A 21,159-nucleotide genomic window follows, 5' to 3' on the forward strand; every position below is an offset into this window, starting at 1 on the left:
AATGGCTAAGTCGCAGTCGTAGCGACAGGGCCAAAACTACAGTCCCGCAGTAATAACTAGCAGTAACAACTAAGAGTATCTTCATGAGCCCAGCAGTGTCGGCAAAATCGTTGCTTCATCGGCCTATTCCTAGCACCCTATGGCAGATGACTTGGCCCGTTATTATTGGCGTACTAACGCTGATTAGCTTTAACGTGGTTGATACTTTTTTTGTCGGTATGCTAGGCACGGATCCGCTCGCTGCGGTTAGTTTTACCTTCCCGGTTACCTTTACCGTGGTGAGCTTGAGTATTGGCTTAGGCATTGGTACCTCGGCGGTGATTGCTCGTAAACGTGGTTCGGGGCGCGAGGAGCATGCGCGTTTTGATGGTACCACGGCACTGACCGTTGCTGCTTTATTGGTCGCTGTCTTAGCTCTGATCGGATGGTTGTTGATGCCAGCCATTTTTGCCCTACTCGGTGCTCAAGAACGTTTGTTACCCGATATTTATGCCTACATGACACCGTGGTTTATAGGCGCCGTCTGGTTAGTTATCCCGATGGTGGGTAATGCGGTGTTACGCGCGGCTGGCGATACTCGTACGCCCAGCTTGATCATGGCATCAGGTGGCTTACTGAACGCCGTGTTTGATCCTATTCTGATTTTCGGTTGGGGCCCGGTGCCGGCACTAGGAGTGCAAGGTGCGGCGCTTGCGAGTGTGTTGTCCTGGGTTATTGGTAGTGTGCTGGTACTCTGGTATTTACGCTACAAGCAGCTGTTGAGCTTGCGCGCACCTAGTGGCGCCACTTGGCTGCATTCAGCCCGACAAATTTTGAGCATTGGCTTACCCGCAGCGGGCGCGAACATGCTCACGCCACTGGCCATGGCGGTACTCACTGCCTTGGTGGCCGTTTATGGTGCTGAAGCGGTCGCGGCATTTGGGGTTGGCTCGCGGCTAGAATCCTTAGCCAGTGTGGTCATTCTGGCTTTATCTATGTCGTTACCGCCGCTCATTAGTCAAAACTTTGGCGCCCATGCTTTTGATCGGGTCGGTGCTGCATACAAAGTGGCGGTACGAGCCGTATTGATCATTCAATTATTGATGTACGGCTTATTGATTGCTCTGGCTCCGGTGATAGCAGCGGTCTTTACCGATGACCCTGAAGTGGCTGAACTGATTCGTTTATTTATCTACGTGATGCCGCTTGGCTACGGTGCGCAAGGGGTGATTATTTTAACCAACTCAAGTTTAAATGCTCTGCATTTGCCAATGTCAGCGTTGAGCTTAAGTGTGATCCGTTTGTTCGTGATGTTTGTACCCTTGAGCTGGCTGGGCGGACTCTGGTACGACCTACCGGGCTTATTTGTAGGTGGTGTTGTTGCTAATATCGTCACTGGCTTCATTGCTTGGATTTGGTTTCAACGGGCGTTAGGGCAAGAACGCGACAAACAGCAGCACGCAGTAACAGGATAAAACATGGTGAAACGTTTTGAATTAATCTCAGACTATCAACCAGCAGGCGACCAACCCAAAGCTATCGAAGCTCTGGTGGATAATCTGGAAGCGGGCCTGGCTCATCAAACGTTACTTGGGGTTACTGGTTCAGGTAAAACCTTCACCATGGCTAATGTTATTTCCAAGGTGCAGCGACCAACATTGATTTTGGCCCACAACAAAACCTTGGCGGCGCAACTGTATGGCGAGATGAAAGAATTCTTTCCTAACAATGCCGTTGAGTATTTCGTGTCTTATTACGATTACTATCAGCCCGAAGCTTATGTGCCGACCACGGATACCTTTATTGAGAAAGATGCCTCGATAAACGAGCATATCGAACAAATGCGGCTGTCTGCCACCAAAGCCCTGATGGAGCGCCGCGACGTGGTGCTAGTGGCTTCGGTATCCTGTATTTATGGTTTGGGTGATCCTGAATCCTACATGAAAATGATGCTGCACTTACGCCGTGGCGATATGATCGATCAGCGTGATATTTTGCGGCGCTTGGCGCAACTGCAATACAAACGCAATGATGCGGCTTTTGAGCGTGGCACTTATCGGGTGCGCGGCGAAGTGATCGATATTTTTCCGGCTGAATCTGAACAATTGGCTATTCGGGTGGAGCTATTTGATGATGAAATCGACCGCATTAGCTTTTTTGAACCCTTAACTGGGCAGGTCACCGAGGCTGATGTGGCTCGGGCTACTGTGTATCCGAAGACCCACTACGTTACCCCGCGCGAAACCATTTTAGCGGCGGTGGAACGCATCAAAGAAGAATTAAAAGATCGCAAACAGCAACTGTTAGATGCCAATAAATTGGTGGAAGAACAGCGGCTGAGTCAACGTACTCAATACGACATAGAAATGATGCTAGAGCTGGGTTATTGCTCTGGTATCGAAAACTACTCGCGCTATTTGTCTGGGCGAGCGCCCGGCGAACCGCCACCAACCTTACTGGATTATTTGCCCGATGATGCGCTGATGATCATTGATGAATCACACGTGACTGTGTCGCAAATCGGTGCCATGTACAAAGGCGACCGTTCGCGCAAAGAAAACCTCGTGAATTATGGGTTTAGATTGCCGTCGGCACTGGATAATCGGCCGTTAAAGTTCGATGAGTTTGAAGCCATTGCGCCACAGCTTATTTATGTCTCGGCCACACCAGGTAAATACGAACTAGAAAAATCAGCCGGTGAAGTGGTAGAGCAGGTGGTACGTCCAACGGGCCTCGTGGATCCGCTCATAGAGATTCGCCCAGTTGCGACTCAAGTGGATGATTTGATGTCAGAAGTTAGAATCCGCGTGGAACGCAATGAGCGCGTGCTAGCTACCACCTTAACCAAGAAGATGGCAGAAGACTTATCGGATTACCTAGATGAACATGGTATTCGTGTTCGCTATCTGCATTCAGATATTGATACTGTGGAGCGTATGGAGATTATTCGCGACCTACGCTTAGGTGAATTTGATGTGCTGGTGGGAATCAACTTGTTACGTGAAGGCTTAGATATGCCTGAAGTAAGCTTAGTGGCGATTCTCGATGCGGATAAAGAAGGCTTTTTGCGCAGTGACCGGTCATTAATTCAGACCATCGGCCGAGCCGCACGAAACCTCAATGGCCGCGCTATCTTGTATGCGGACAGAATCACAGGTTCGATGCAGCGGGCGATTGACGAAACCGATCGACGCCGGCAAAAACAGCAAGCCTATAACGAAGAACATGGCATCACGCCAAAGGGCTTAAACAAACGCATCACCGATGTGATGGACCTCGGTGGTACGGGTATTCGAGCGCCGCGTAAAGAACAGCAGCGCGCGGCAGCTGAGCCGCAAGCTAGTTATGATGCGAGCTTGTTCGATCCGAAACTGTTGGTACAGAAAATTGAAGCGGCAGAAAAAGCCATGTATCAAGCGGCTAAAGATCTTGAATTTGAACGAGCGGCAAGCATTAGGGATGAATTAACTCAATTACGTGAACAGCTCAAACGCCTGTAATGAGACGGTCGATATCTTTAATCGGTATTATTAATTAGATAATACCAACCTGATTGCTATTATCTATTCATCAAGCGCTAACCTAAGCGCTCAAACAGATGAGGAGATAGGCATGGCAAAAACAGTATCTTTTGGCGTAATGCACGTAAGTGTGGCCTTTACGCTGGTATGGCTCATGACCGGCGATGTGATGTTGGGTGGGGCAGTGGCAATGATCGAACCTTTAGTGAACACCATTGCTTATTATTTTCATGAAAAATTTTGGTCAAGGCGGCAAGTAGGTGCAACTGCAACTGGGTGATGAGCGCTACATTACGGCAGACGGACAGCTGAAGACACCGTTAAGTTTAACGGTGTTGTTGCTGTTCTTTTTGCGTGGTTACGTGGCTTGGATTTTATCCCTTTCTTTTTTTGAAGACCGCTCGCTCATTCTGCAGTTTTTCTATACCAATACCCACCAGTTTGCGTTGGCTCTAGCCGTAGGGCTGCCTGCGTTGCTGCTCTTTGTGTTAACCACTCAAGTTAAAACCGAGATAGCAGCTTGGGTCAGTAAAGCCTTTCGCTGGGCGCCGCTGTTATTATGGCTAAGCTGGGTGCTGGATGGCATTTTACTACTGAGTTTAATTGGGGCGCGCTGGCCGGCGTTTTCTTGGGTGAAGGCTATGCTATTGTTTGGCTGGCTGATGGGCTGTTGGCTGCTGCTATTTTCGCGGCACTTGAAGCGTTATTTCCAGTTGATTCGCACGGCGCAAGAAGAATAATCACGGCGCCTAAAATCAATGAGCCCAACAGTACAGGTGGCTAACATGCTTATTTAGGTGCTAATTTATTACTAATGATTGAAGTCTTCTAGATTAGAGTTTTGCAGAGCTGCAAAAAAATGGTGGATGGTACTGGGTTCGAACCAGTGACCCCCGCCTTGTAAGGGCGGTGCTCTCCCAGCTGAGCTAACCATCCACAGGGAGACAGAGAAAATGAAGAAGTGGTGGATGGTACTGGGTTCGAACCAGTGACCCCCGCCTTGTAAGGGCGGTGCTCTCCCAGCTGAGCTAACCATCCTTTTCTCTGCGTTGCGGGGCGTATTATAGGGGGCTGTGCGATACTGTCAACAAGAAATATTAAATGTTTTGTTCGACTGCTGGCTTTTTCGTCAGTTTGCACAAGTTTACAGCGAATCAGCTTGTGTATGGTGCGTAGCTAGGTTGTTCTTGCTAAACTACAGCCCTTATTGCTCGTTCAAAACGCCATAGTTAGCGGAGATTTAATTGCTTATGACAGTTGTCACTCGATTTGCCCCCAGCCCAACTGGATTCTTACACGTAGGTGGTGCCCGTACCGCACTGTATTCATGGCTCGTAGCTAAAGCTGCTGGCGGTAAGTTTGTGCTGCGTATTGAAGATACGGATCGCGAACGTTCTACCCAACCTGCGATTGATGCCATTTTAGAGGGGATGGAGTGGCTTGGCTTAACTTGGGATGAAGGTCCTTACTATCAAACCAAGCGGTTTGATCGTTATGAGCATTACATTGCGCAGTTATTAGCAGAAGATAAAGCTTATAAGTGCTATTGCTCAACTGAACGTTTAGAGCAGATGCGTGAAGAGCAAATGGCGAACGGCGAAAAGCCTCGCTACGATGGTCATTGTCGTGATAACCCAGCCGCTGGTGGTGATTCTTACGTGATCCGCTTCCGCAACCCGCAAACGGGTAGCGTTAAGTTTCATGATCACATTCGCGGTCCGATTGAGTTTGCCAACAGTGAACTTGATGATTTAATCATTGCGCGTAGTGACGGTACTCCCACCTACAACTTCTGTGTGGTGATTGATGACTGGGAAATGCAAATTACGCACGTAGTACGTGGTGAAGACCATATCAACAACACCCCACGCCAAATTAATATCCTGCAAGCACTCGGGGCGCCGATTCCTGAGTATGCCCATGTATCCATGATTTTAGGTGATGATGGTAAAAAGCTGTCTAAGCGTCACGGTGCCGTGAGCGTCATGCAATATCGCGATGACGGTTATTTACCTGAAGCTGTGTTGAATTACTTGGTTCGTCTGGGCTGGTCGCACGGCGACCAAGAAATCTTTAGTGTGGCGGAGATGACTGAACTGTTTCGTTTAGACGACGTAAACAAGGCCGCCTCAGCTTTCAATACTGAAAAACTAAACTGGTTAAATCAGCACTACATGAAATCGCTGCCGGTAGAGCGAGTTGTTCCCTATTTGCAATGGCACTTTACTGATCAAGCCATTGATGTGAGCAAAGGCCCAGCCTTAGAGCAGTTGCTGCCACTGATGGCGGACCGGGTTAAAACCTTGAAAGAGCTCGCTGCACAAAGCCGGTATTTTTATGAAGAGTACGAGGCTTTTGATGAGGCTGCAGCGAAAAAACATTTACGCCCGGTGGCACGTGAAGCACTAGAAGCGGTGCAAGATAGACTAGCAAGTTTAACTGAGTGGAACCCAGCAAGCATTCAGCAAGCGATTCAACAAACCGCCGATGATTTACAAGTTGGTATGGGTAAAGTAGGCATGCCACTGCGGGTGGCAGTGACTGGCTCAGGTAACTCACCATCGCTGGATGTGACTCTGGCCATGTTAAGCCAAACCCAAGTGGTAGGACGTATCGCCCGAGCAATTTCGTATATTATGGAGCGCGAACAAGCGCAATAAAGAAGAAAGGGCGCCAGGCGGCGCCTTTTTTTCACCAAATATAAGGATACTTTTATGCTTAAGATTCGTCAGCTGCTGGCTAACAATGCCGCTTGGGCTGAACGCATGTTAAAAGCTAACCCGGACTTTTTTAACCAACTTGTAGCCCAGCAATCGCCAGAATACCTCTGGATAGGCTGTTCGGACAGCCGAGTGCCGGCTAATCAGGTGGTAGGGATGGCGCCGGGTGAATTATTTGTGCACCGCAACGTGGCTAATCAGGTGATTCAAACGGATTTTAACTGCTTGTCGGTGGTGCAATATGCCGTTGAAACTTTACAAGTAAAGCATATCTTAGTGGTGGGTCACTACGGCTGTGGCGGGGTTAAAGCTGCCACCGAAAGTTGTAGCCATGGCTTGGTTGACCATTGGTTGTTTGGTATCAAGGATATTTACCGTGAATATCACCAGGAGCTTGAAGCCATCGGTGACGACCGGGCTCGGTTAGACCGTCTGTGTGAGCTGAATGTAATCGAGCAGGTTCGCAATCTTGCTAAAACCACCATCATTCAACAAGCTTGGGATAGAGGCCAAGAGCTAGCTATTCATGGCTGGGTGTATAGTATTGAAGATGGTTTAGTGCGAGATATGGAAGTTACGGTCCGCGACCGAGCATCGTTAGAGCGTATTTATCATTTTAATGAGTAACTATTAACGAAGAACTATTAGCCAAGAACCTAGAAGTTCAGGGAGTTGTGTATGGCTGAGTCCAAAGCAGTACTAGCAGCATCAGCAGCAATAAACAGAGGGCATAGCTTTGCCGAAGAGCTGCGTCGTCATTTGCAAGCCGTGCAAGCTGCGAAGCAACAGGATCTCGCCAAGTTAACGGCAACCTCGCCAATTAAGGTGACTATCAGTAGTGGTGGGGTATGGTTAGCGCCGACCACCAGCATGCAACTGAGTGCGGCTTTAGATACCGCAGATAAACGTTTGTACGCGGCCAAGCGAGCAGGGCGTGATCAGGTGTGTTTTAATTAATATTGCTGGTGAATTGCGCGAACTGGCTTATTTTTCAGCAAACAATTCGCTTTTCTAAAAAAAAGGTTGACGCTGGTGCGCAAATTACCCTAGAATTCGCCCCGCTGTCAGGGTACTACAGCAAGCCACAAAATGTGGGGCTATAGCTCAGCTGGGAGAGCGCTTGCATGGCATGCAAGAGGTCAGCGGTTCGATCCCGCTTAGCTCCACCAACTTTTGTGTTAAGCTTAGTACAAGTGAAAACCTGATAGAGATTTGTTCTGGTGCGTCCCCTTCGTCTAGAGGCCTAGGACACCGCCCTTTCACGGCGGTAACAGGGGTTCGAATCCCCTAGGGGACGCCAATAACAGAATAAATCAGCTGCATTAGAACAGCGTCCCCTTCGTCTAGAGGCCTAGGACACCGCCCTTTCACGGCGGTAACAGGGGTTCGAATCCCCTAGGGGACGCCAATTCTAACGTAGCAAGCAAGTCCGGGGTCCCCTTCGTCTAGAGGCCTAGGACACCGCCCTTTCACGGCGGTAACAGGGGTTCGAATCCCCTAGGGGACGCCATTTGTTTTACCTTTCCTAATGTTTTATTCCTTACCCTCAATCTTAGCTATCGTCACTTGCTCTAACAAAGCTAGCAAATGCGGTTCCATAATATCTGCAATCATCGGCTGTGCCGCACGGTTAGGGTGAATGCCATCGCCTTGCATCAGACTATCGTCACCAATAATTTGCTCCATAAAAAACGGCACTAAAGTGATTTGGTGTTGCTCAGCTAGCTGTGGGAAAACCTCAGCAAACATTTCGCTGTAACGTGGGCCATAATTAGGTGGTATCCGTACTTGGCTTAAGGCCACCACGATACCCTGCTGCTGCAGGCGTTCAATAATCTGGGTTAAATTGTCACTAATTGTGTTTGGGGTAAAGCCACGCAGGCCATCGTTACCACCTAATTCAACAAACACCACCGTAGGCTGATGCCGCTCAATAACGCCATCCAAACGATTCAGCGCACCTTGGGTGGTATCCCCGCTAATACTGGCGTTGACTAGGGTGACCTGTGGCTGCGATTGCTGCCAGCGCTGCTGTAAAATGCCCACCCAAGATTCACTTTGCGCCATCCCATAGCCGGCACTTAAACTGTCCCCTAAAACCACAAGTGAGACATTTGCCGAAACTGGACGTATAACAATAAATAATGCGAGTATTAGTACAAATTTTATAAGGAAGTTTTTCATAGATGCTTATTCAAACCACTCAATTAGAAAAAGAAGTCACCACCAGTGACGGTATTTTACACATTTTGCAGCCAATTAACTTAGAAATTGCCGCAGGTGAGACCGTTGCTATTGTGGGTGCGTCCGGCTCCGGTAAATCTACCTTGCTATCTTTGCTCGCGGGTTTAGACCTCGCAAGTAAGGGCGATGTTCTTATAGATAACGTAAAAATGAGCGATTTGGATGAAGAGCAGCGGGCAAAACTGCGGGCCGACAAGATTGGCTTTATCTTTCAATCGTTTCTATTGATCCCAAGCCTAACCGCTTTAGAGAACGTGATGTTGCCAGCAGAACTAGCAGGAGCTAAGAATGCCCAGCAGCAAGCGCAAGAGCTGCTACGTAAAGTAGGCTTAGCCGATCGCCTCAATCATTATCCTAACCAATTATCTGGTGGTGAACAGCAACGGGTCGCCATTGCGCGCGCGTTTGTGGGTACTCCCAAAATACTTTTTGCCGACGAGCCGACGGGTAACCTAGATAGTGTGACCGGGCAAAAAGTAGAAGATCTGTTGTTTGAAATGAATCAAGAGTCAGGCACCACGTTGGTGATGGTCACTCATGATAATGACTTGGCCCAACGCTGCCAGCGCGTGTTGACCATGACCGCCGGTAGCCTAGTGCAAACCAAACCAGCAGCAACGCAGCAAGCGCAGCAAGAGGGTGCGACTGATGTGGCATAAAATCAGCTGGCGATTGTTAAAGCAAGAGCTTAAGCGCGGTGAACTGACCATCATGGCAGCTGCGATTGTGCTGTCGGTAACGGCGGTGTTGGCACTGTCGGTGTTTACTGAGCGCTTGCAAGCCGGATTAATGGCCCGTAGCGCAGAGTTTTTAGCGGCCGATCGGGTGTTAAGTTCACGCCGCGATATCCCACAAGAATGGATCGCTAAAGCCGAGCAAGATGGCCTACGTACCGCCGAACGAGTGGTCTTTAACTCGATGGCTTTTGCCGGTGAGCAACTGGCCTTGGTGGATATCAAAGCCGTTGGCGACGGCTATCCCTTGCGGGGTGAATTACGCGTGGCTGAGCAACCGTACGGTGCAGAACAAGTGGCACAAGGGTTGCCACAGAGTGGCGAAGCTTGGGTAGCCGCAGCGCTGTTTCAAGAACTTGAGCTGGCAATTGGCGATACCATTGAGGTGGGCCGCAGCCAGTTTGTTGTGAGCAAAGTATTAACCTACGAGCCAGATGTCGGTTTTTCTGTGTTTACCGATAGCCCCAATGTGCTAATTCGTTATCAAGATCTGGCCGCAACTGAACTCATTCAACCGGGCTCACGGGTGCGCTACAACCAGCTGTTTGCTGGTACTTTAGAGCAGTTAGAGCAATACGAAGCTTGGCTAACCCCACAGCTGAACGAAGATACTCATAGCTGGCGTAGCATTGAAGATGGTGATTCGCCTTTGGCGCGCAGTCTGCAGCGGGCCGAGCGGTTTATGTTGTTGGCTAGTTTACTGGGCGTGGTCTTAGCAGCAACAGCGGTTGCCGTTGCTGCACAGCGTTATTGTCAACGTAACTACGACGTGGTGGCTATCTTTAAAACGCTAGGGGCGAATAAGCGCATCATTCAGCGTATTTTTGTGCTGCACTTGCTGCTGCTTACCTTCATCAGTATCACCCTTGGCTTGTTGTTAGGCTGGCTGATCCAAAGCCAAGTGATTTATTGGGTGAGTCAGCAACTGGGCACAGCATTACCGCAATCGGGTTGGCAGCCGTTTGCCCTAGCTGCGGCCACCGGCCTCGTTAGTGCCGTGATGTTTACCCTGTATCCGCTATTGCGCTTGATTAGCATCCCGCCGTTACGAGTGCTAAATCGTGACCTTACTGGCAACAATGCCGGGCGCTGGCTGCATTGGTTAGCTTCAGGGGGCACCATTTATGCGCTCTTGCTGATTTACAGCCAACAATGGCTGCTCTCGAGTGCGCTCTTTGTTGGTGGTGCCGTAGCCGCGATTATTCTACTCACCGTAAGCCGCTTGTTTATTCGGGTAAGCCGGCAAGCGGGGATGCAAGCGGGTAGTTCTTGGCGCCTAGCAATGGCAGGGTTACAGCGGCGAGCTCAAGCAAACAGTGTACAAATGCTGAGTTTTTCGACCGCCATCATGTTGTTGTTATTGGTGTTAGCCTTGCGAAACGAACTACTAGCCGATTGGCAAGCACAGCTGCCAGACGATGCCCCTAATTACTTTGTGATCAACGTGGCCCGTGACGATGTGCAAAACCTACAACAGCGATTTGCTGAACGAGAGATCGTTGCCAACGACATGTATCCGATTGTGCCGGGCCGGATGACGGCAGTAAATGGGGTACCGGTACGCGATGAAGTTACCAAAGAAGAGGATGGCGATGCGGCTGATACTGCGACCAATAATGCAGAACAACGCGAGGGTTTTGGCCGCGAGTTGCAGCTCACATGGCGTGACACGTTGCCACCTAATAATACTTTGGTTGCGGGGCAATGGTGGGGTGACGATGCGCAGCCGCAGGTTTCGATCGAAACTGGCGTCGCCGACAGAATGAACCTGCAAGTTGGCGATGAGCTGGAATTTAACATTGGTGGTAGCGTCTTTACCGTGCCGGTCACCAGCATTCGTGAGGTTAACTGGGGCAGTTTGCAACCCAATTTCTTTATGATCTTTAACACCGCTACGTTGACGGACTTTCCTGCAACCTTTATCTCGAGTTTTTATCTGGAGCCTGAGCGTAAGTCAGAATTGTATGAGTTGTTTAGACCTTTCCCGCAAGTCTCACTCATTGACCTAGATGCCATCATTGGCCAATTGCGCGAAGTGATTGACCAAGTCAGCCTAGCTATCGCCTTTGTTTTGGTGGTGGTGATTATTGCTGGGATTTTAGTGCTGTTAGCGCAGGTACAGGCAAGTTTAGAAGAGCGCGAGAAAGAGCTGGTGATTCTGCGCACCTTGGGGGCGTCTGCGAAGTTATTGCGGCAAAGCGTCACCTACGAGTTTGTTATCCTTGGGGCGATTAGTGGGTTAATAGCGACGCTGGCGATGGAGCTCGCACTGTGGATACTGCAAACGCAGGTGTTCGATATGCAAGCCAGTATTCATTGGCGCTTCTGGTTGATTGGTCCCGTTGCCGGTGCCGTGGTCGTTGGATTAATGGGGCGTTTAGCCTGTGGCCGACTGATTAAACGCAATACGGCCCAGTTAATCCGTCGCTTAGCCTAAGCTATGAGCGGTTAACGCAGCTTGGATGGGCTCGCCAAATAGACGTGGCCACAACGCTTGTTGTGGCTGCTGAAAAATAGCGAAGTGGCCCAAGCGCTCCACCTCAAATTGGTGAGGGTGGTAGAGAATGCGTTGTTGCGGTGCATGCCGATAAAAATCGTGCAAATGGTTCACTCGGCTGGGGGCTATCATTTCATCATCGCTAACGGCTAGCGATGTGATAGGAGTGCTGACGTTAGCGTAACTCTGATACAGATTTTCAGCCCCCACCAAGTAATCAGGATGTAAGCACCAGCGCCGCCATTGCTGCATGGCAGCGGCTGGAACATCACCAATGATGCCTAATTTTCGGCCCGGGAAATACCCCACCAGTGGCACTGCTAATGGCGTCACTAGGCCCCACAACAGCATGGATTTCCATTTAAAACTGCCGCTCATAGCGCGCCAGTAGCCGCTACCGGTATTGACGCTGATCATATGATGAATCACTTGATGGTTAGGGATCATGCCAAATAACTGGCCACTGATGCTGTGCCCCAACCAAAGCTTAGGGTAAGTCGAGAATTCACTGTCGAGATAGCGCACTACGGCCGCGGCATCAAGTTCCGCCCATTCTGAAATGCTACTGTGCAACTGCTGCAGTGGCTGCGGGGTAGAAGCACCAATGCCGAAGTAATCAAAACTCAGCACATGGTAACCTTGCGCAGCTAACCAAGTACAAAATGGCTGGTAGAACCTTTGTGGTACCGCCATCGCCGGGGCCATCACAATAACCGCCTGTGCCGCCGTGCTACTTGGATACCAGTGCGCTTGGATAAAGCGATTGGGCGCAGCTTGCAGTTGCAGCGGCTGCGCAGTTATGGATGCCATTAGGGCAGTACTTTCAGATAAGGTTTGACGGTTACCTGCTGGTACACGCCGGCGGCAAGATAAGGATCAGCCTGCGCCCAAGCTTCGGCAGCAGCTAAATCATCAAATTCAGCGACCACCATAGAGCCGGTAAAACCAGCCTCACCTGGGTCAGCACTAGCAATTGCCGGGCAGGGCCCAGCCACTAACAGACGGCCCTCTTGTAGTAGTTGTTGTAATCGTTCTAAATGCGCTGGGCGTGTGGCTTTGCGCGCTGCCAGCGAGTTTGGCTTATCTTCAGCCCAAATAACAAACCACATTAGTCTAATTCCTTGGTATCTTTATCTCGGTCGGTATGATGTTTAAACATATAAGCGCCAGAGCCAATACTAAACACCAGGGTAGCGCCCAAAATGCCAAACACTTTAAAGTTAACCCATGCGTCTAAGCTCATGGTTTCAATAATATAAAGATTAATCACAGCTAAACTTAAACTAAAGATAACCCAAGCATAAGTTAATCGTATCCAAGCAAAATGCGGCAATTGAATTTCGCTACCGAGCATGGCCTGTAACGGACTGCGCTTATTCCACCAAGTACCAATCAGTAAAAACAGGGCAATAGCAATATAAATCACGGTGACTTTGATCTTTACAAACCAGTCATCGTTTAAGAATAAAGTAACACCACCAAACAATAATACCGCCCACATCACAATCCAGTGACGGGTGGTTACCGGTTCGCGTAGCAATTTCATGATCACCACTTGGAGTAGGGTGGCTACCATGAGAGCGGCAGTTGCAAGAAAAATGTCGCCCAATAAATAAGCGATGAAAAAGATAACAATAGGCAAGTATTCAAGTACTAACAACATGGTTGATTTCCAACGAGACAATTAGCTGAAGTGTGCCAGAAAAGTTTGGCAAGCACCAGATTCTGTCGCTACACTTGAGACCAGTTGCAGTTTGGTTATGCGTTGGGATACCAGCGCAATAACAGTAAGATAACCTAGGGTGAGTAACACGATGATGAAAATTCTAATCACTGGCGGTACCGGCTTAATTGGTTCTGCGCTGATTCCGCAGCTTACAGAAAAGTATCATGTCACCCTGTTAACGCGGCAGCCGCAGCGTGCCATCGAGCGCTTTGGTAAGCAGGTACAGGCCTTAAAAAGCTTGGCTGAAGTGAGCGACATCAGCGATTTCTATGCAGTCATTAACTTACAAGGCGAAGGCATTGCCGATAAGCGCTGGACCGCCAAACAGAAACTACGCCTAGAGCAAAGCCGTTGGGCCGTTACGCGGCAATTATCGGAGCGGATGTTAGCCGCAGCTAATCCGCCGCAAGTATTTATCAGCGGCTCGGCCATTGGCTATTATGGTGCGCAGGGGCGTACCCCCGTCACTGAGGCAACTAAGGTGCAAGCAGATGATTTTGCGCATCATCTATGTGCCGAGTGGGAGCAACTGGCGTTAGCGGCGGACTCAGATAAAACGCGCGTCTGTGTGTTGCGCACTGGCGTCGTGCTGGCTCCCGCTGGTGGAGCTTTACGGAAAATGTTACCGCCTTATTTGTTAGGCTTGGGCGGACCGCTTGGCCACGGCCAGCAAGGCTTTTCTTGGATTCATCTTGATGACATGGTGGGCATTATTTTGCATCTGCTGGAAACTGCCGACTGTCGTGGCATCTATAACGCCACTGCGCCAACTCCAGTAAGCCAACAAGAGTTTAGTGCTGCGATAGCCAAAACCTTGCGTAAATCACATTTTATGCGGGTGCCGGGCTGGGTACTGAAACTCGCCTTAGGTGAGCTGTCGGGGATGTTATTAACCGGCCAGTTCGTGCTGCCTGAGCGCCTGCAACAGGCCGGTTATCAGTTTCGGTATGCGACGGTCGAGCCAGCCCTTAAGGCTTGTTTGTTGCCGCCTTCATCTGACGACTAAAGTCGCGTAACTGGGTGAGCATCAGCTCAGGCTCGGCCAGGTTTTGTTCGATGATTTGCACCACGGCTGAGCCGCTAATGGCACCGGCAGCACCTGCCGCTAACGCCGCGTGTACATGCTCGGGTTTAGCAATCCCAAAGCCTAGTAACGGCGGCGCACTGTGGGCTTGCTGCAGCGCCTCGATGACTGCCGTGGTAGGGGTTTGCATGGAGGTTTCAGCCCCAGTAACACCGGCTCTGCTGAGTAAATACACGTAGCCTTCGCTAAGCGCAGCAATGCGTTGTAGCTGGGCAGTGGTGCCATCTGGCGGAGCAATAAAAATAGGCGCGATGCCATAGTGTTTAGCTACCGCAGCAAACCGCTCGCCTTCACGGCTTGGCACATCAGCAATCAGTACCGAATCTACGCCGGCGTCAGCACAGCGCTGATAAAAGCTGGCAGCACCGTTGCTTTCTACGAGGTTGGCGTACACCAACAAGCCTATTGGTAAGTTAGGGTACAGCGCCCGTATTTTTGCCAATAGCGCAAAACACTGTTGCACGCTAACGTCGCTTTGCAGGGCGCGGATATTAGCACGCTGAATGGTGGGGCCATCAGCGACTGGGTCTGAGAAAGGGAGCCCTAACTCAAGGGCATCGGCACCCCCTTCAACGAGGGCCTGGATCAGCGCAAAAGATTGCTCAAGGTTAGGATCGCCGAGGGTTACAAAGGGTACAAAAGCACCTTGCTGGCGCTCAGCTAAAGCAGCAAACATGGCTTGATAGCGACTCATAATTATTCTCCTTGAGCGGTAGCTGCAAAAATACGACGAACGTGATCGATGTCTTTATCACCGCGGCCTGAAAGGTTAACCAGCAACAGTTCTGGAGCATCGGGTTCAGCAGCGCGTTTCAGCGCATAAGCAAGCGCATGGGCTGACTCTAGTGCAGGAATAATTCCTTCTTTTTCTGCCAGCAACTTAAAGGCTTGCAGCGCTTCATCGTCGGTTACCGATTCATACCGCGCCCGGCCAATACTTTTTAGATAAGCATGTTGTGGGCCTACGCCAGGATAATCAAGCCCAGCCGAGACCGAGTAGCTTTCTTCGATTTGGCCTTCGTCGGTTTGCATAATAAAGCTACGACAGCCGTGTAAGATGCCCGGCGCTCCGGCAGCTAAAGTCGCACCATGATGATGAGTATCAATTCCTTTACCGGCTGGTTCGACTCCTACTAGGGCCACGCCCGGTTCATCAATAAACTCAGCGAACATGCCGATAGCGTTAGAGCCACCGCCCACACAGGCGATAACTTCATCGGGTAAGCGGCCGGCTTGGGCAATCATCTGTGCTTTGGCTTCGGCGCCAATCATGCGATGAAATTCACGCACAATGGTTGGGAATGGATGCGGGCCAGCGGCGGTTCCCAACAAATAGTGGGTGGTTTGGTAACTAGCCGTCCAGTCGCGCATAGCTTCGTTTACCGCATCTTTGAGGGTGCCACTACCGCTATCTACAGCCACTACTTTGGCGCCCATCAGTTCCATTCTGAACACATTCGGCTGCTGTCGAGCTACGTCTTTGGCACCCATGTAAATAATACATTCTAGCCCTAACAGAGCGCAGGCGAGGGCGGTGGCGGTACCATGTTGGCCGGCGCCGGTTTCGGCAATAATACGAGTTTTGCCCATGCGCTTGGCGAGCAGAGCTTGGCCAAGTACTTGGTTGGTTTTATGGGCGCCGCCATGCAATAGGTCTTCTCGTTTTAAATAGATTTTGCAGCCATTAGGCGATGTTAGCGGCAGATTGCGGCACAAAGATAAAGGCGTAGGACGCCCCAAATAGTTCTTGAGGAGGTCACTAAATTCCGCTTGAAAAGCCGGATCTTGTTGTGCTTCTAAAAAGGCTTGCTCTAGCTGATCTAACGCCGGCAATAAAATCTCGGGGACAAATTGCCCCCCAAAATCACCAAAATAAGGCGACAAAGTTTCCGCTGAGGTACGACTAGTCATGATTGACTCCTTGCTGAATACGACCATAACCCCGTAATTGGGTCATGACTTGATTAATAAGGGCAGGGTCTTTGTGAGCTTTATAGAGTTCAACCCCAGAGTTAATATCACAGCGCGGTAGCCCAGTGGCTAAGGCAGCGCTTACATTGCTTGCGTTCAGCCCCCCGGCAATCATGCACTGCTGGCGCTGAGCCGGTGTTAAGTGAGCTAATAACGACCAATCAAAAGGTTCGCCGCTACCACCGTATCTGTTATCCAGTAAAAACGTATCTACTTCTAAATCAGGCAGTAACAAGGGCTCGTCTACCGCAACTGCCTTCCAGATCTGCACGTTGCGCGGAATCGCCTTACGTAATTGGCTAATGTAATCGAAGTCTTCTTGGCCATGCAGTTGTACTGCATGCAAGTTAAGTTGCTGGGTAAGCTCAGCCACCTCGTGCAGCGGTTGGTCGGCAAATACGCCCACGTAGGCAAGCAATGGAGCTGCTGCGATCACGGCTTGTGCCTGAGCTAAATCAACACAACGCGGCGAATGTTTCACAAAGATCAAGCCACCAAATGCGGCTCCTGCGGCATGGACACAAAGGCTATCTTCGGGGTGCTGCAAACCACATATTTTATGTTCGCCATAGACTAATTCACGGCAGGCTTGGTCGACATTCGCTTGTGCCGCCAATGCACTGCCCACTAAGAAGCCATCCACCACACCAGCTGCTGCTCGCACTTGTTGATTCGTATGATAACCAGACTCGGCGACTACCAATACGCCTGCAGGAATCTGCTGGCTCAGTTCCAAACTGGTATCGGTATCAATCTTTAAGGTGTGCAAATCACGGTTATTGATACCAATAATGTTCGCTTTTAAGTTTATTGCCCGTGTTAATTCTGCTTCGTTAGCTACCTCGGTCAGCACATCCAGCTGATATTTGGCGGCCAGCTCAGCCAAAGCTTGGTACTGTTGATCGTCTAAAATCGACAGCATCAACAAAATCGCATCAGCACCAAAATATCGGGCTAGCAACACTTGCAAAGGATCAATAATGAAATCTTTGCATAGCACGGGTTTATCAACAGCTTGGCTGACTGCGGCCAAATAGGCATAGCTCCCTTGAAAATAGTTCGGCTCAGTTAACACCGAAATAGCGTCCGCATAACGAGCGTAAGTTTGGGCCAAGCTGACCGGATTAAAATCAGGTCGAATCAACCCCTTGCTGGGTGATGCGCGCTTACATTCTAAAATAAAACTGGCTCGCGGTTGCGCTAAAGCGGCAGCCAAACTGCGGCTACTGGGCTGCAATTGCGCTTGCAGTTGCTCGGCTTGATAGTGCTGGCTTAATTGCTCTAGTTCAGCTCGGCGGCTCGCCACGATTTCTTGCAGCACACTAGGAATACTCACGATTAAACTCCTGTAGCTTGTGTAAATGGGCAAGGGCTTTGCCGCTAGCTAAATGTTCGAGTGCCGCGGCACAGCCGGCGGCGATGGTGTCAGTTACGCCGCTGAGGTACAGCATCCCGGCTACGGCTACGGCCACTGCATCAAGCTGGGCTTGGCTGGCTTGGCCTTGCAACACGCGTTGCAACAACTGGGCGTTGAAGTCGGCATCGCCACCGCGTAAGGCACTGATTGGGGCCGTTTGTACGCCTAATTGTTGGGGGGTAAGTTGATACTCAGTGAGTTCGCCATCACGTAACTCCACCACATGGGTGTTGGCATGAATTGCTATCTCATCTAAGCCTGAACCATGCACCACCATAGCTCGTTTACAGCCTAACATACGCAAGGTTTCGGCCATCGGTTTACACCAACTAGGATCATAAACGCCGAGCAACTGGGCATCGGGTTGGGCTGGATTCACCAGCGGCCCAAGAAGGTTAAACAAGGTACGAGTTTTTAAAGTTTGTCGGCTCGGCATGGCATAGCGAATACCAGGGTGATAGTGGGGCGCAAACAAGAAACAAAAATTAAAGCGATCCAGCTGCGCCGCTGCCACTTCAGGGTCTTGGGTAACGGATAAGCCTAAACTTTCTAGCACATCAGCAGAACCTGAACGAGACGACACGCTGCGGTTCCCATGTTTGGCTACAGTTAGGCCCATGCTTGCGGCTACTAGGGCGGCGGTGGTAGAAATGTTCATGGTGTTACTACCGTCGCCGCCGGTACCACAGCTATCTATTACCACTCGCTGGGGGCGTTGAAAAGGTTTGGCAGCACGCCGTAGCGCTTGCGCAGCACCTGCCATTTCGCTGGGTTGCTCACCGCGCATTTTCATCGCCACTAAGGCTGCGGTGATTTGAATATCGTTCAGCTCACCTTTTACTAAGTGGTCGAACAGCCGCTCGGCAGCATCAACGGATAAGGCTTTACCGGCCAATAAGTCGGTTATTGCTTGCATGGTAGACTCCCGTATTGAGCAAATAAATACGCCACACTCTGCGCCAGTAAACGAGTTCCGTGACTAGTTAAAATAGATTCTGGATGAAATTGAAAACCCAAGGCATAGTAATCCTTAAAGTAGGCTGCCATCGGAATAGCTCCAGTGGTGGCAAGCACCGCAATACTTTGCGGTAACTTAAAGCCACACAAGGAGTGATATCTAGCCACTCCTAAAGGACTTTCTAAGCCATCAAAAATAGGATGAGATTGGCAATCAATCAGTGCCTTTTTGCCATGCACCGTTTCACCGCAGCGGTCAATCTCACCGCCAGCTGCGTGAATTAGGGCTTGAAAGCCAAGGCAAATACCCAGCATCGGATACTGCCCACGACAGGCTTCAATCACCTCTAGCAGATGGCCTGCTTGGGCTGGATGGCCCGGGCCCGGCGACAAGCACAGCAACTGGCGCCCGGGATAATCAGCTAAGGCTGCAAGGAACTGCTCTAGGGGCACATTATTACGATAAATCATTAGCGGATAACCTAATTGCCGCAGTTCATCCACCAAGTTGTAGGTAAAAGAATCAAAGTTATCTAATAACACGATTCTATCTGGGGCCGAGTTAGCGGCATCAATGTTCATGTTCGCACTCATAAAGAACCTCCGCTGCCAAAACCTTGTTGGTTGGCCTGTTGAATAGCTTCTAATACAGCTCGGGCTTTACCTTCGGTTTCATTCACTTCGGCGAGGGGCTGTGAATCATGAACCACACCGGCCCCAGCTTGTACCACGGCATAACCTTGGCTAACAAAGGCAGAACGAATAACAATACAAGTATCCATATCGCCATTGCCGGATAGGTAGCCCACGGCACCGCCATAGCTGCCGCGGCGCTGTTGTTCTACTTGGCGGATAATGGTGGCGGCATTGATTTTTGGCGCACCCACTAAGGTTCCCATATTCATACAGGCACGGTAGGCATGCAGCGCATCAAGGTCATCAGCCAACTGCGCCACCACCCGTGAGACCAAGTGCATCACGTGGGAATAACGATCCACCTGCAATAGGTTAGCGACATAACGGGTGCCAGGCTTAGCAATACGAGCTAAATCGTTGCGGGCTAAATCAACCAGCATCATGTGCTCGGCGAGTTCTTTTTGATCCAGCCGCAACTCTAGCTCGAGGCGACTATCTAAATCTGCCGCGATGCTGCCATCAGCATGCTTGCCACGGGGGCGAGTGCCAGCGATTGGGTACAGCTCAACTTGGTTGGTAGCAGCGGTATATTTAAGTGCTGACTCTGGCGAAGCGCCGAATAATTCAAATTCTGGGGTGCGTAAAAAGAACATGTAAGGCGAGGGGTTAGCCGCTTTTAGCTGCTGATAGGCAGCTAAACTATCGCGACATTCAATGCGAAACTGCCGCGAGGGTACTACCTGAAAAATATCTCCCGCCAAGATCCGTTCTTGCATTTGTTGCACTATCTGCATAAAGACCTCACGGCTAGGCTCTGCTTGCACTTCAGCAGTGCTGGCAGCCGGAGCTGGGGTCGCTGGTTTCATTGGGCTAGGAAGCTGACACAGGGCCGCTACACGACCGGCTTGATGAGCCAACTGCTGATAATATTCAGCACTGTTCGGGCCGCTTAGCAAACCCGCAATGAGTTCCGTGGTTTGGCTCTGATGATCAATCACCAACAGGGTTTCGGCGAGATAAAACTGATAGTCCGGGCAGCTGTTGGCCGCCATCGGCACCTCGGGTAATTGCTCAAAACTCGCCACGTAGTCGTAACCAAACACGCCACCGATGAAAATAGCGAGTGGATGGGCATCACCGGCTTGCTGCAATTGTTGCTGGACGATTCGCAGTGGTTCAATATTGGAAACGGCACGCAAGCGCGAGTCTTCATCGCTGGTGCTATCAAGTTCAGCGAATAAGCATATCAACTGGGTGAGTTGGCCTTGCGCATTGCGCTTAGTGGTTAAACTGCACAAAGGTGTCAGTTGTTCTTCTAACCAAGGTAAGAGCGACTCGCCGTTAGCTGTGAGTGCGGTTATGGTGACTTGGTTGCCAGCGCAGGTAAATTGCACCGAAGCGCTTACCATCAGCAAACTTTTGAGGTGCTGGCGCGATTGAATTTCAGCAGAATCAAGCAATAACGAATGCGGCTGATCGGCGCACACGCGCTGATACACAGCAAGCGTATCCGCTTGATAGGGTAGCTTGATGCGCAAACTACTGAGGGTTCCAAAAGATTCGATAATGTTCACAAAGACCTACTTGTTAGCTAAGTTGTATAACTTTTTGTATGGTTTTTAGTTTGATTTTCAGCCATAAAAAAACCCGCTCCAGGAGCGGGTTTTTTGAAT

Annotated in this window: 20 protein-coding genes, 6 tRNA genes and 1 other annotated feature (1 of these 27 only partly in view); of the genes, 14 read left to right on the plus strand and 12 right to left on the minus strand. The window is 50.2% G+C overall.

What is annotated here, in order from left to right; all coding sequences use genetic code 11:
- The first annotated feature begins 83 nt into the window (after positions 1 to 83).
- The 4 genes from AB8S08_RS04565 (at position 84) to AB8S08_RS04580 (ending at position 4,240) form a co-directional block, all read left to right on the plus strand.
- Positions 84 to 1,454 carry an MATE family efflux transporter gene (locus AB8S08_RS04565; protein ID WP_369743841.1) on the plus strand — a complete coding sequence of 457 codons (1,371 nt, stop codon included), beginning with the start codon at positions 84 to 86 and terminating at the stop codon, positions 1,452 to 1,454.
- 3 nt (positions 1,455 to 1,457) lie between these two features.
- A complete protein-coding gene (gene uvrB / locus AB8S08_RS04570) occupies positions 1,458 to 3,479 on the plus strand; it encodes an excinuclease ABC subunit UvrB (protein ID WP_369743843.1) in 2,022 nt (673 codons plus the stop codon).
- Between the two features lie 112 nt (positions 3,480 to 3,591).
- Positions 3,592 to 3,780, plus strand: a complete 189-nt coding sequence (locus AB8S08_RS04575; RefSeq protein WP_110074670.1) for a DUF2061 domain-containing protein — start codon at positions 3,592 to 3,594, stop codon at positions 3,778 to 3,780.
- Complete coding sequence (locus AB8S08_RS04580; protein ID WP_369743845.1) at positions 3,761 to 4,240, plus strand: DUF2919 family protein; 480 nt, start codon at positions 3,761 to 3,763, stop codon at positions 4,238 to 4,240. The genes AB8S08_RS04575 and AB8S08_RS04580 overlap by 20 nt, the downstream gene beginning before the upstream one ends.
- Positions 4,241 to 4,360: 120 nt before the next feature.
- Here the strand turns inward: AB8S08_RS04580 and AB8S08_RS04585 are convergent.
- Both AB8S08_RS04585 and AB8S08_RS04590 read right to left on the minus strand, forming a co-directional pair.
- Positions 4,361 to 4,436, minus strand: a tRNA-Val gene (locus tag AB8S08_RS04585).
- Between the two features lie 26 nt (positions 4,437 to 4,462).
- Positions 4,463 to 4,538 (minus strand) — tRNA-Val (locus tag AB8S08_RS04590).
- A 212-nt stretch (positions 4,539 to 4,750) separates the two neighbouring features.
- Here AB8S08_RS04590 and gltX point away from each other — a divergent pair.
- From gltX to AB8S08_RS04625, 7 genes are all read left to right on the plus strand, one after another.
- Positions 4,751 to 6,160 (plus strand): glutamate--tRNA ligase, encoded by a 1,410-nt coding sequence (gene gltX / locus AB8S08_RS04595; protein ID WP_110074668.1) that lies wholly within the window; start codon positions 4,751 to 4,753, stop codon positions 6,158 to 6,160.
- 54 nt (positions 6,161 to 6,214) lie between these two features.
- Entirely contained in the window at positions 6,215 to 6,847 is a 633-nt protein-coding gene (gene can / locus AB8S08_RS04600) for a carbonate dehydratase (protein WP_369743847.1), read from the plus strand.
- 51 nt (positions 6,848 to 6,898) lie between these two features.
- Positions 6,899 to 7,177, plus strand: a complete 279-nt coding sequence (locus AB8S08_RS04605; RefSeq protein WP_369743849.1) for a diguanylate cyclase domain-containing protein — start codon at positions 6,899 to 6,901, stop codon at positions 7,175 to 7,177.
- Between the two features lie 136 nt (positions 7,178 to 7,313).
- Positions 7,314 to 7,389 (plus strand) — tRNA-Ala (locus AB8S08_RS04610).
- A gap of 55 nt (positions 7,390 to 7,444) precedes the next feature.
- Positions 7,445 to 7,520: transfer RNA gene (locus tag AB8S08_RS04615), tRNA-Glu, on the plus strand.
- 32 nt (positions 7,521 to 7,552) lie between these two features.
- Positions 7,553 to 7,628, plus strand: a tRNA-Glu gene (locus AB8S08_RS04620).
- 26 nt (positions 7,629 to 7,654) lie between these two features.
- A tRNA-Glu gene (locus tag AB8S08_RS04625) sits at positions 7,655 to 7,730 on the plus strand.
- Between the two features lie 23 nt (positions 7,731 to 7,753).
- Here AB8S08_RS04625 and AB8S08_RS04630 read toward each other — a convergent pair.
- Positions 7,754 to 8,404 (minus strand): arylesterase, encoded by a 651-nt coding sequence (locus AB8S08_RS04630; RefSeq protein ID WP_369743851.1) that lies wholly within the window; start codon positions 8,402 to 8,404, stop codon positions 7,754 to 7,756.
- A 2-nt stretch (positions 8,405 to 8,406) separates the two neighbouring features.
- Here AB8S08_RS04630 and AB8S08_RS04635 point away from each other — a divergent pair, with 2 nt between their 5' ends.
- Both AB8S08_RS04635 and AB8S08_RS04640 read left to right on the plus strand, forming a co-directional pair.
- Complete coding sequence (locus AB8S08_RS04635) at positions 8,407 to 9,123, plus strand: ABC transporter ATP-binding protein (RefSeq protein WP_369743852.1); 717 nt, start codon at positions 8,407 to 8,409, stop codon at positions 9,121 to 9,123.
- Positions 9,113 to 11,635 carry an ABC transporter permease gene (locus AB8S08_RS04640; protein WP_369743854.1) on the plus strand — a complete coding sequence of 841 codons (2,523 nt, stop codon included), beginning with the start codon at positions 9,113 to 9,115 and terminating at the stop codon, positions 11,633 to 11,635. The genes AB8S08_RS04635 and AB8S08_RS04640 overlap by 11 nt, the downstream gene beginning before the upstream one ends.
- On the opposite strand, the gene AB8S08_RS04645 is transcribed toward AB8S08_RS04640, so the two are convergent.
- The 3 genes from AB8S08_RS04645 to AB8S08_RS04655 are packed head-to-tail and all read right to left on the minus strand — an operon-like array spanning position 11,627 to position 13,358.
- Positions 11,627 to 12,505 (minus strand): alpha/beta fold hydrolase, encoded by an 879-nt coding sequence (locus AB8S08_RS04645; protein WP_369743856.1) that lies wholly within the window; start codon positions 12,503 to 12,505, stop codon positions 11,627 to 11,629. The two genes, AB8S08_RS04640 and AB8S08_RS04645, sit on opposite strands and share 9 nt — an antisense overlap.
- Positions 12,505 to 12,804, minus strand: coding sequence for a YciI family protein (locus AB8S08_RS04650; RefSeq protein ID WP_369743857.1), 300 nt, complete (start codon positions 12,802 to 12,804; stop codon positions 12,505 to 12,507). Before AB8S08_RS04650 ends, AB8S08_RS04645 begins: the two co-directional genes overlap by 1 nt.
- Complete coding sequence (locus AB8S08_RS04655) at positions 12,804 to 13,358, minus strand: inner membrane-spanning protein YciB (protein WP_369743859.1); 555 nt, start codon at positions 13,356 to 13,358, stop codon at positions 12,804 to 12,806. The genes AB8S08_RS04650 and AB8S08_RS04655 overlap by 1 nt, the downstream gene beginning before the upstream one ends.
- Before the next feature lie 151 nt (positions 13,359 to 13,509).
- On the opposite strand from AB8S08_RS04655, the gene AB8S08_RS04660 reads away from it, so the two are divergent.
- On the plus strand, positions 13,510 to 14,427 hold the full coding sequence (locus AB8S08_RS04660; RefSeq protein WP_369743861.1) for a TIGR01777 family oxidoreductase: 918 nt from the start codon (positions 13,510 to 13,512) through the stop codon (positions 14,425 to 14,427).
- Here AB8S08_RS04660 and trpA read toward each other — a convergent pair.
- The 6 genes from trpA to AB8S08_RS04690 are packed head-to-tail and all read right to left on the minus strand — an operon-like array spanning position 14,390 to position 21,060.
- A complete protein-coding gene (gene trpA / locus AB8S08_RS04665; protein ID WP_369743863.1) occupies positions 14,390 to 15,199 on the minus strand; it encodes a tryptophan synthase subunit alpha in 810 nt (269 codons plus the stop codon). The genes AB8S08_RS04660 and trpA overlap by 38 nt on opposite strands.
- Positions 15,200 to 15,201: 2 nt before the next feature.
- Positions 15,202 to 16,416 (minus strand): tryptophan synthase subunit beta, encoded by a 1,215-nt coding sequence (trpB, locus tag AB8S08_RS04670; protein ID WP_369743865.1) that lies wholly within the window; start codon positions 16,414 to 16,416, stop codon positions 15,202 to 15,204.
- On the minus strand, positions 16,409 to 17,812 hold the full coding sequence (gene trpCF, locus AB8S08_RS04675) for a bifunctional indole-3-glycerol-phosphate synthase TrpC/phosphoribosylanthranilate isomerase TrpF (protein ID WP_369743866.1): 1,404 nt from the start codon (positions 17,810 to 17,812) through the stop codon (positions 16,409 to 16,411). Before trpCF ends, trpB begins: the two co-directional genes overlap by 8 nt.
- Positions 17,799 to 18,809, minus strand: coding sequence for an anthranilate phosphoribosyltransferase (gene trpD / locus AB8S08_RS04680; protein ID WP_369743868.1), 1,011 nt, complete (start codon positions 18,807 to 18,809; stop codon positions 17,799 to 17,801). Before trpD ends, trpCF begins: the two co-directional genes overlap by 14 nt.
- Entirely contained in the window at positions 18,797 to 19,444 is a 648-nt protein-coding gene (locus AB8S08_RS04685; RefSeq protein ID WP_369743869.1) for an aminodeoxychorismate/anthranilate synthase component II, read from the minus strand. Before AB8S08_RS04685 ends, trpD begins: the two co-directional genes overlap by 13 nt.
- Complete coding sequence (locus tag AB8S08_RS04690; RefSeq protein WP_369743870.1) at positions 19,441 to 21,060, minus strand: anthranilate synthase component 1; 1,620 nt, start codon at positions 21,058 to 21,060, stop codon at positions 19,441 to 19,443. The genes AB8S08_RS04685 and AB8S08_RS04690 overlap by 4 nt, the downstream gene beginning before the upstream one ends.
- Before the next feature lie 63 nt (positions 21,061 to 21,123).
- Positions 21,124 to 21,159: a sequence feature (Trp leader region), on the minus strand; it runs 67 nt beyond the window's last position.

Origin of the sequence: Pseudidiomarina sp. PP-1MA, from assembly GCF_041200125.1 — a bacterium.
Taxonomy (GTDB): Bacteria; Pseudomonadota; Gammaproteobacteria; order Enterobacterales; family Alteromonadaceae; genus Pseudidiomarina; species Pseudidiomarina fusca.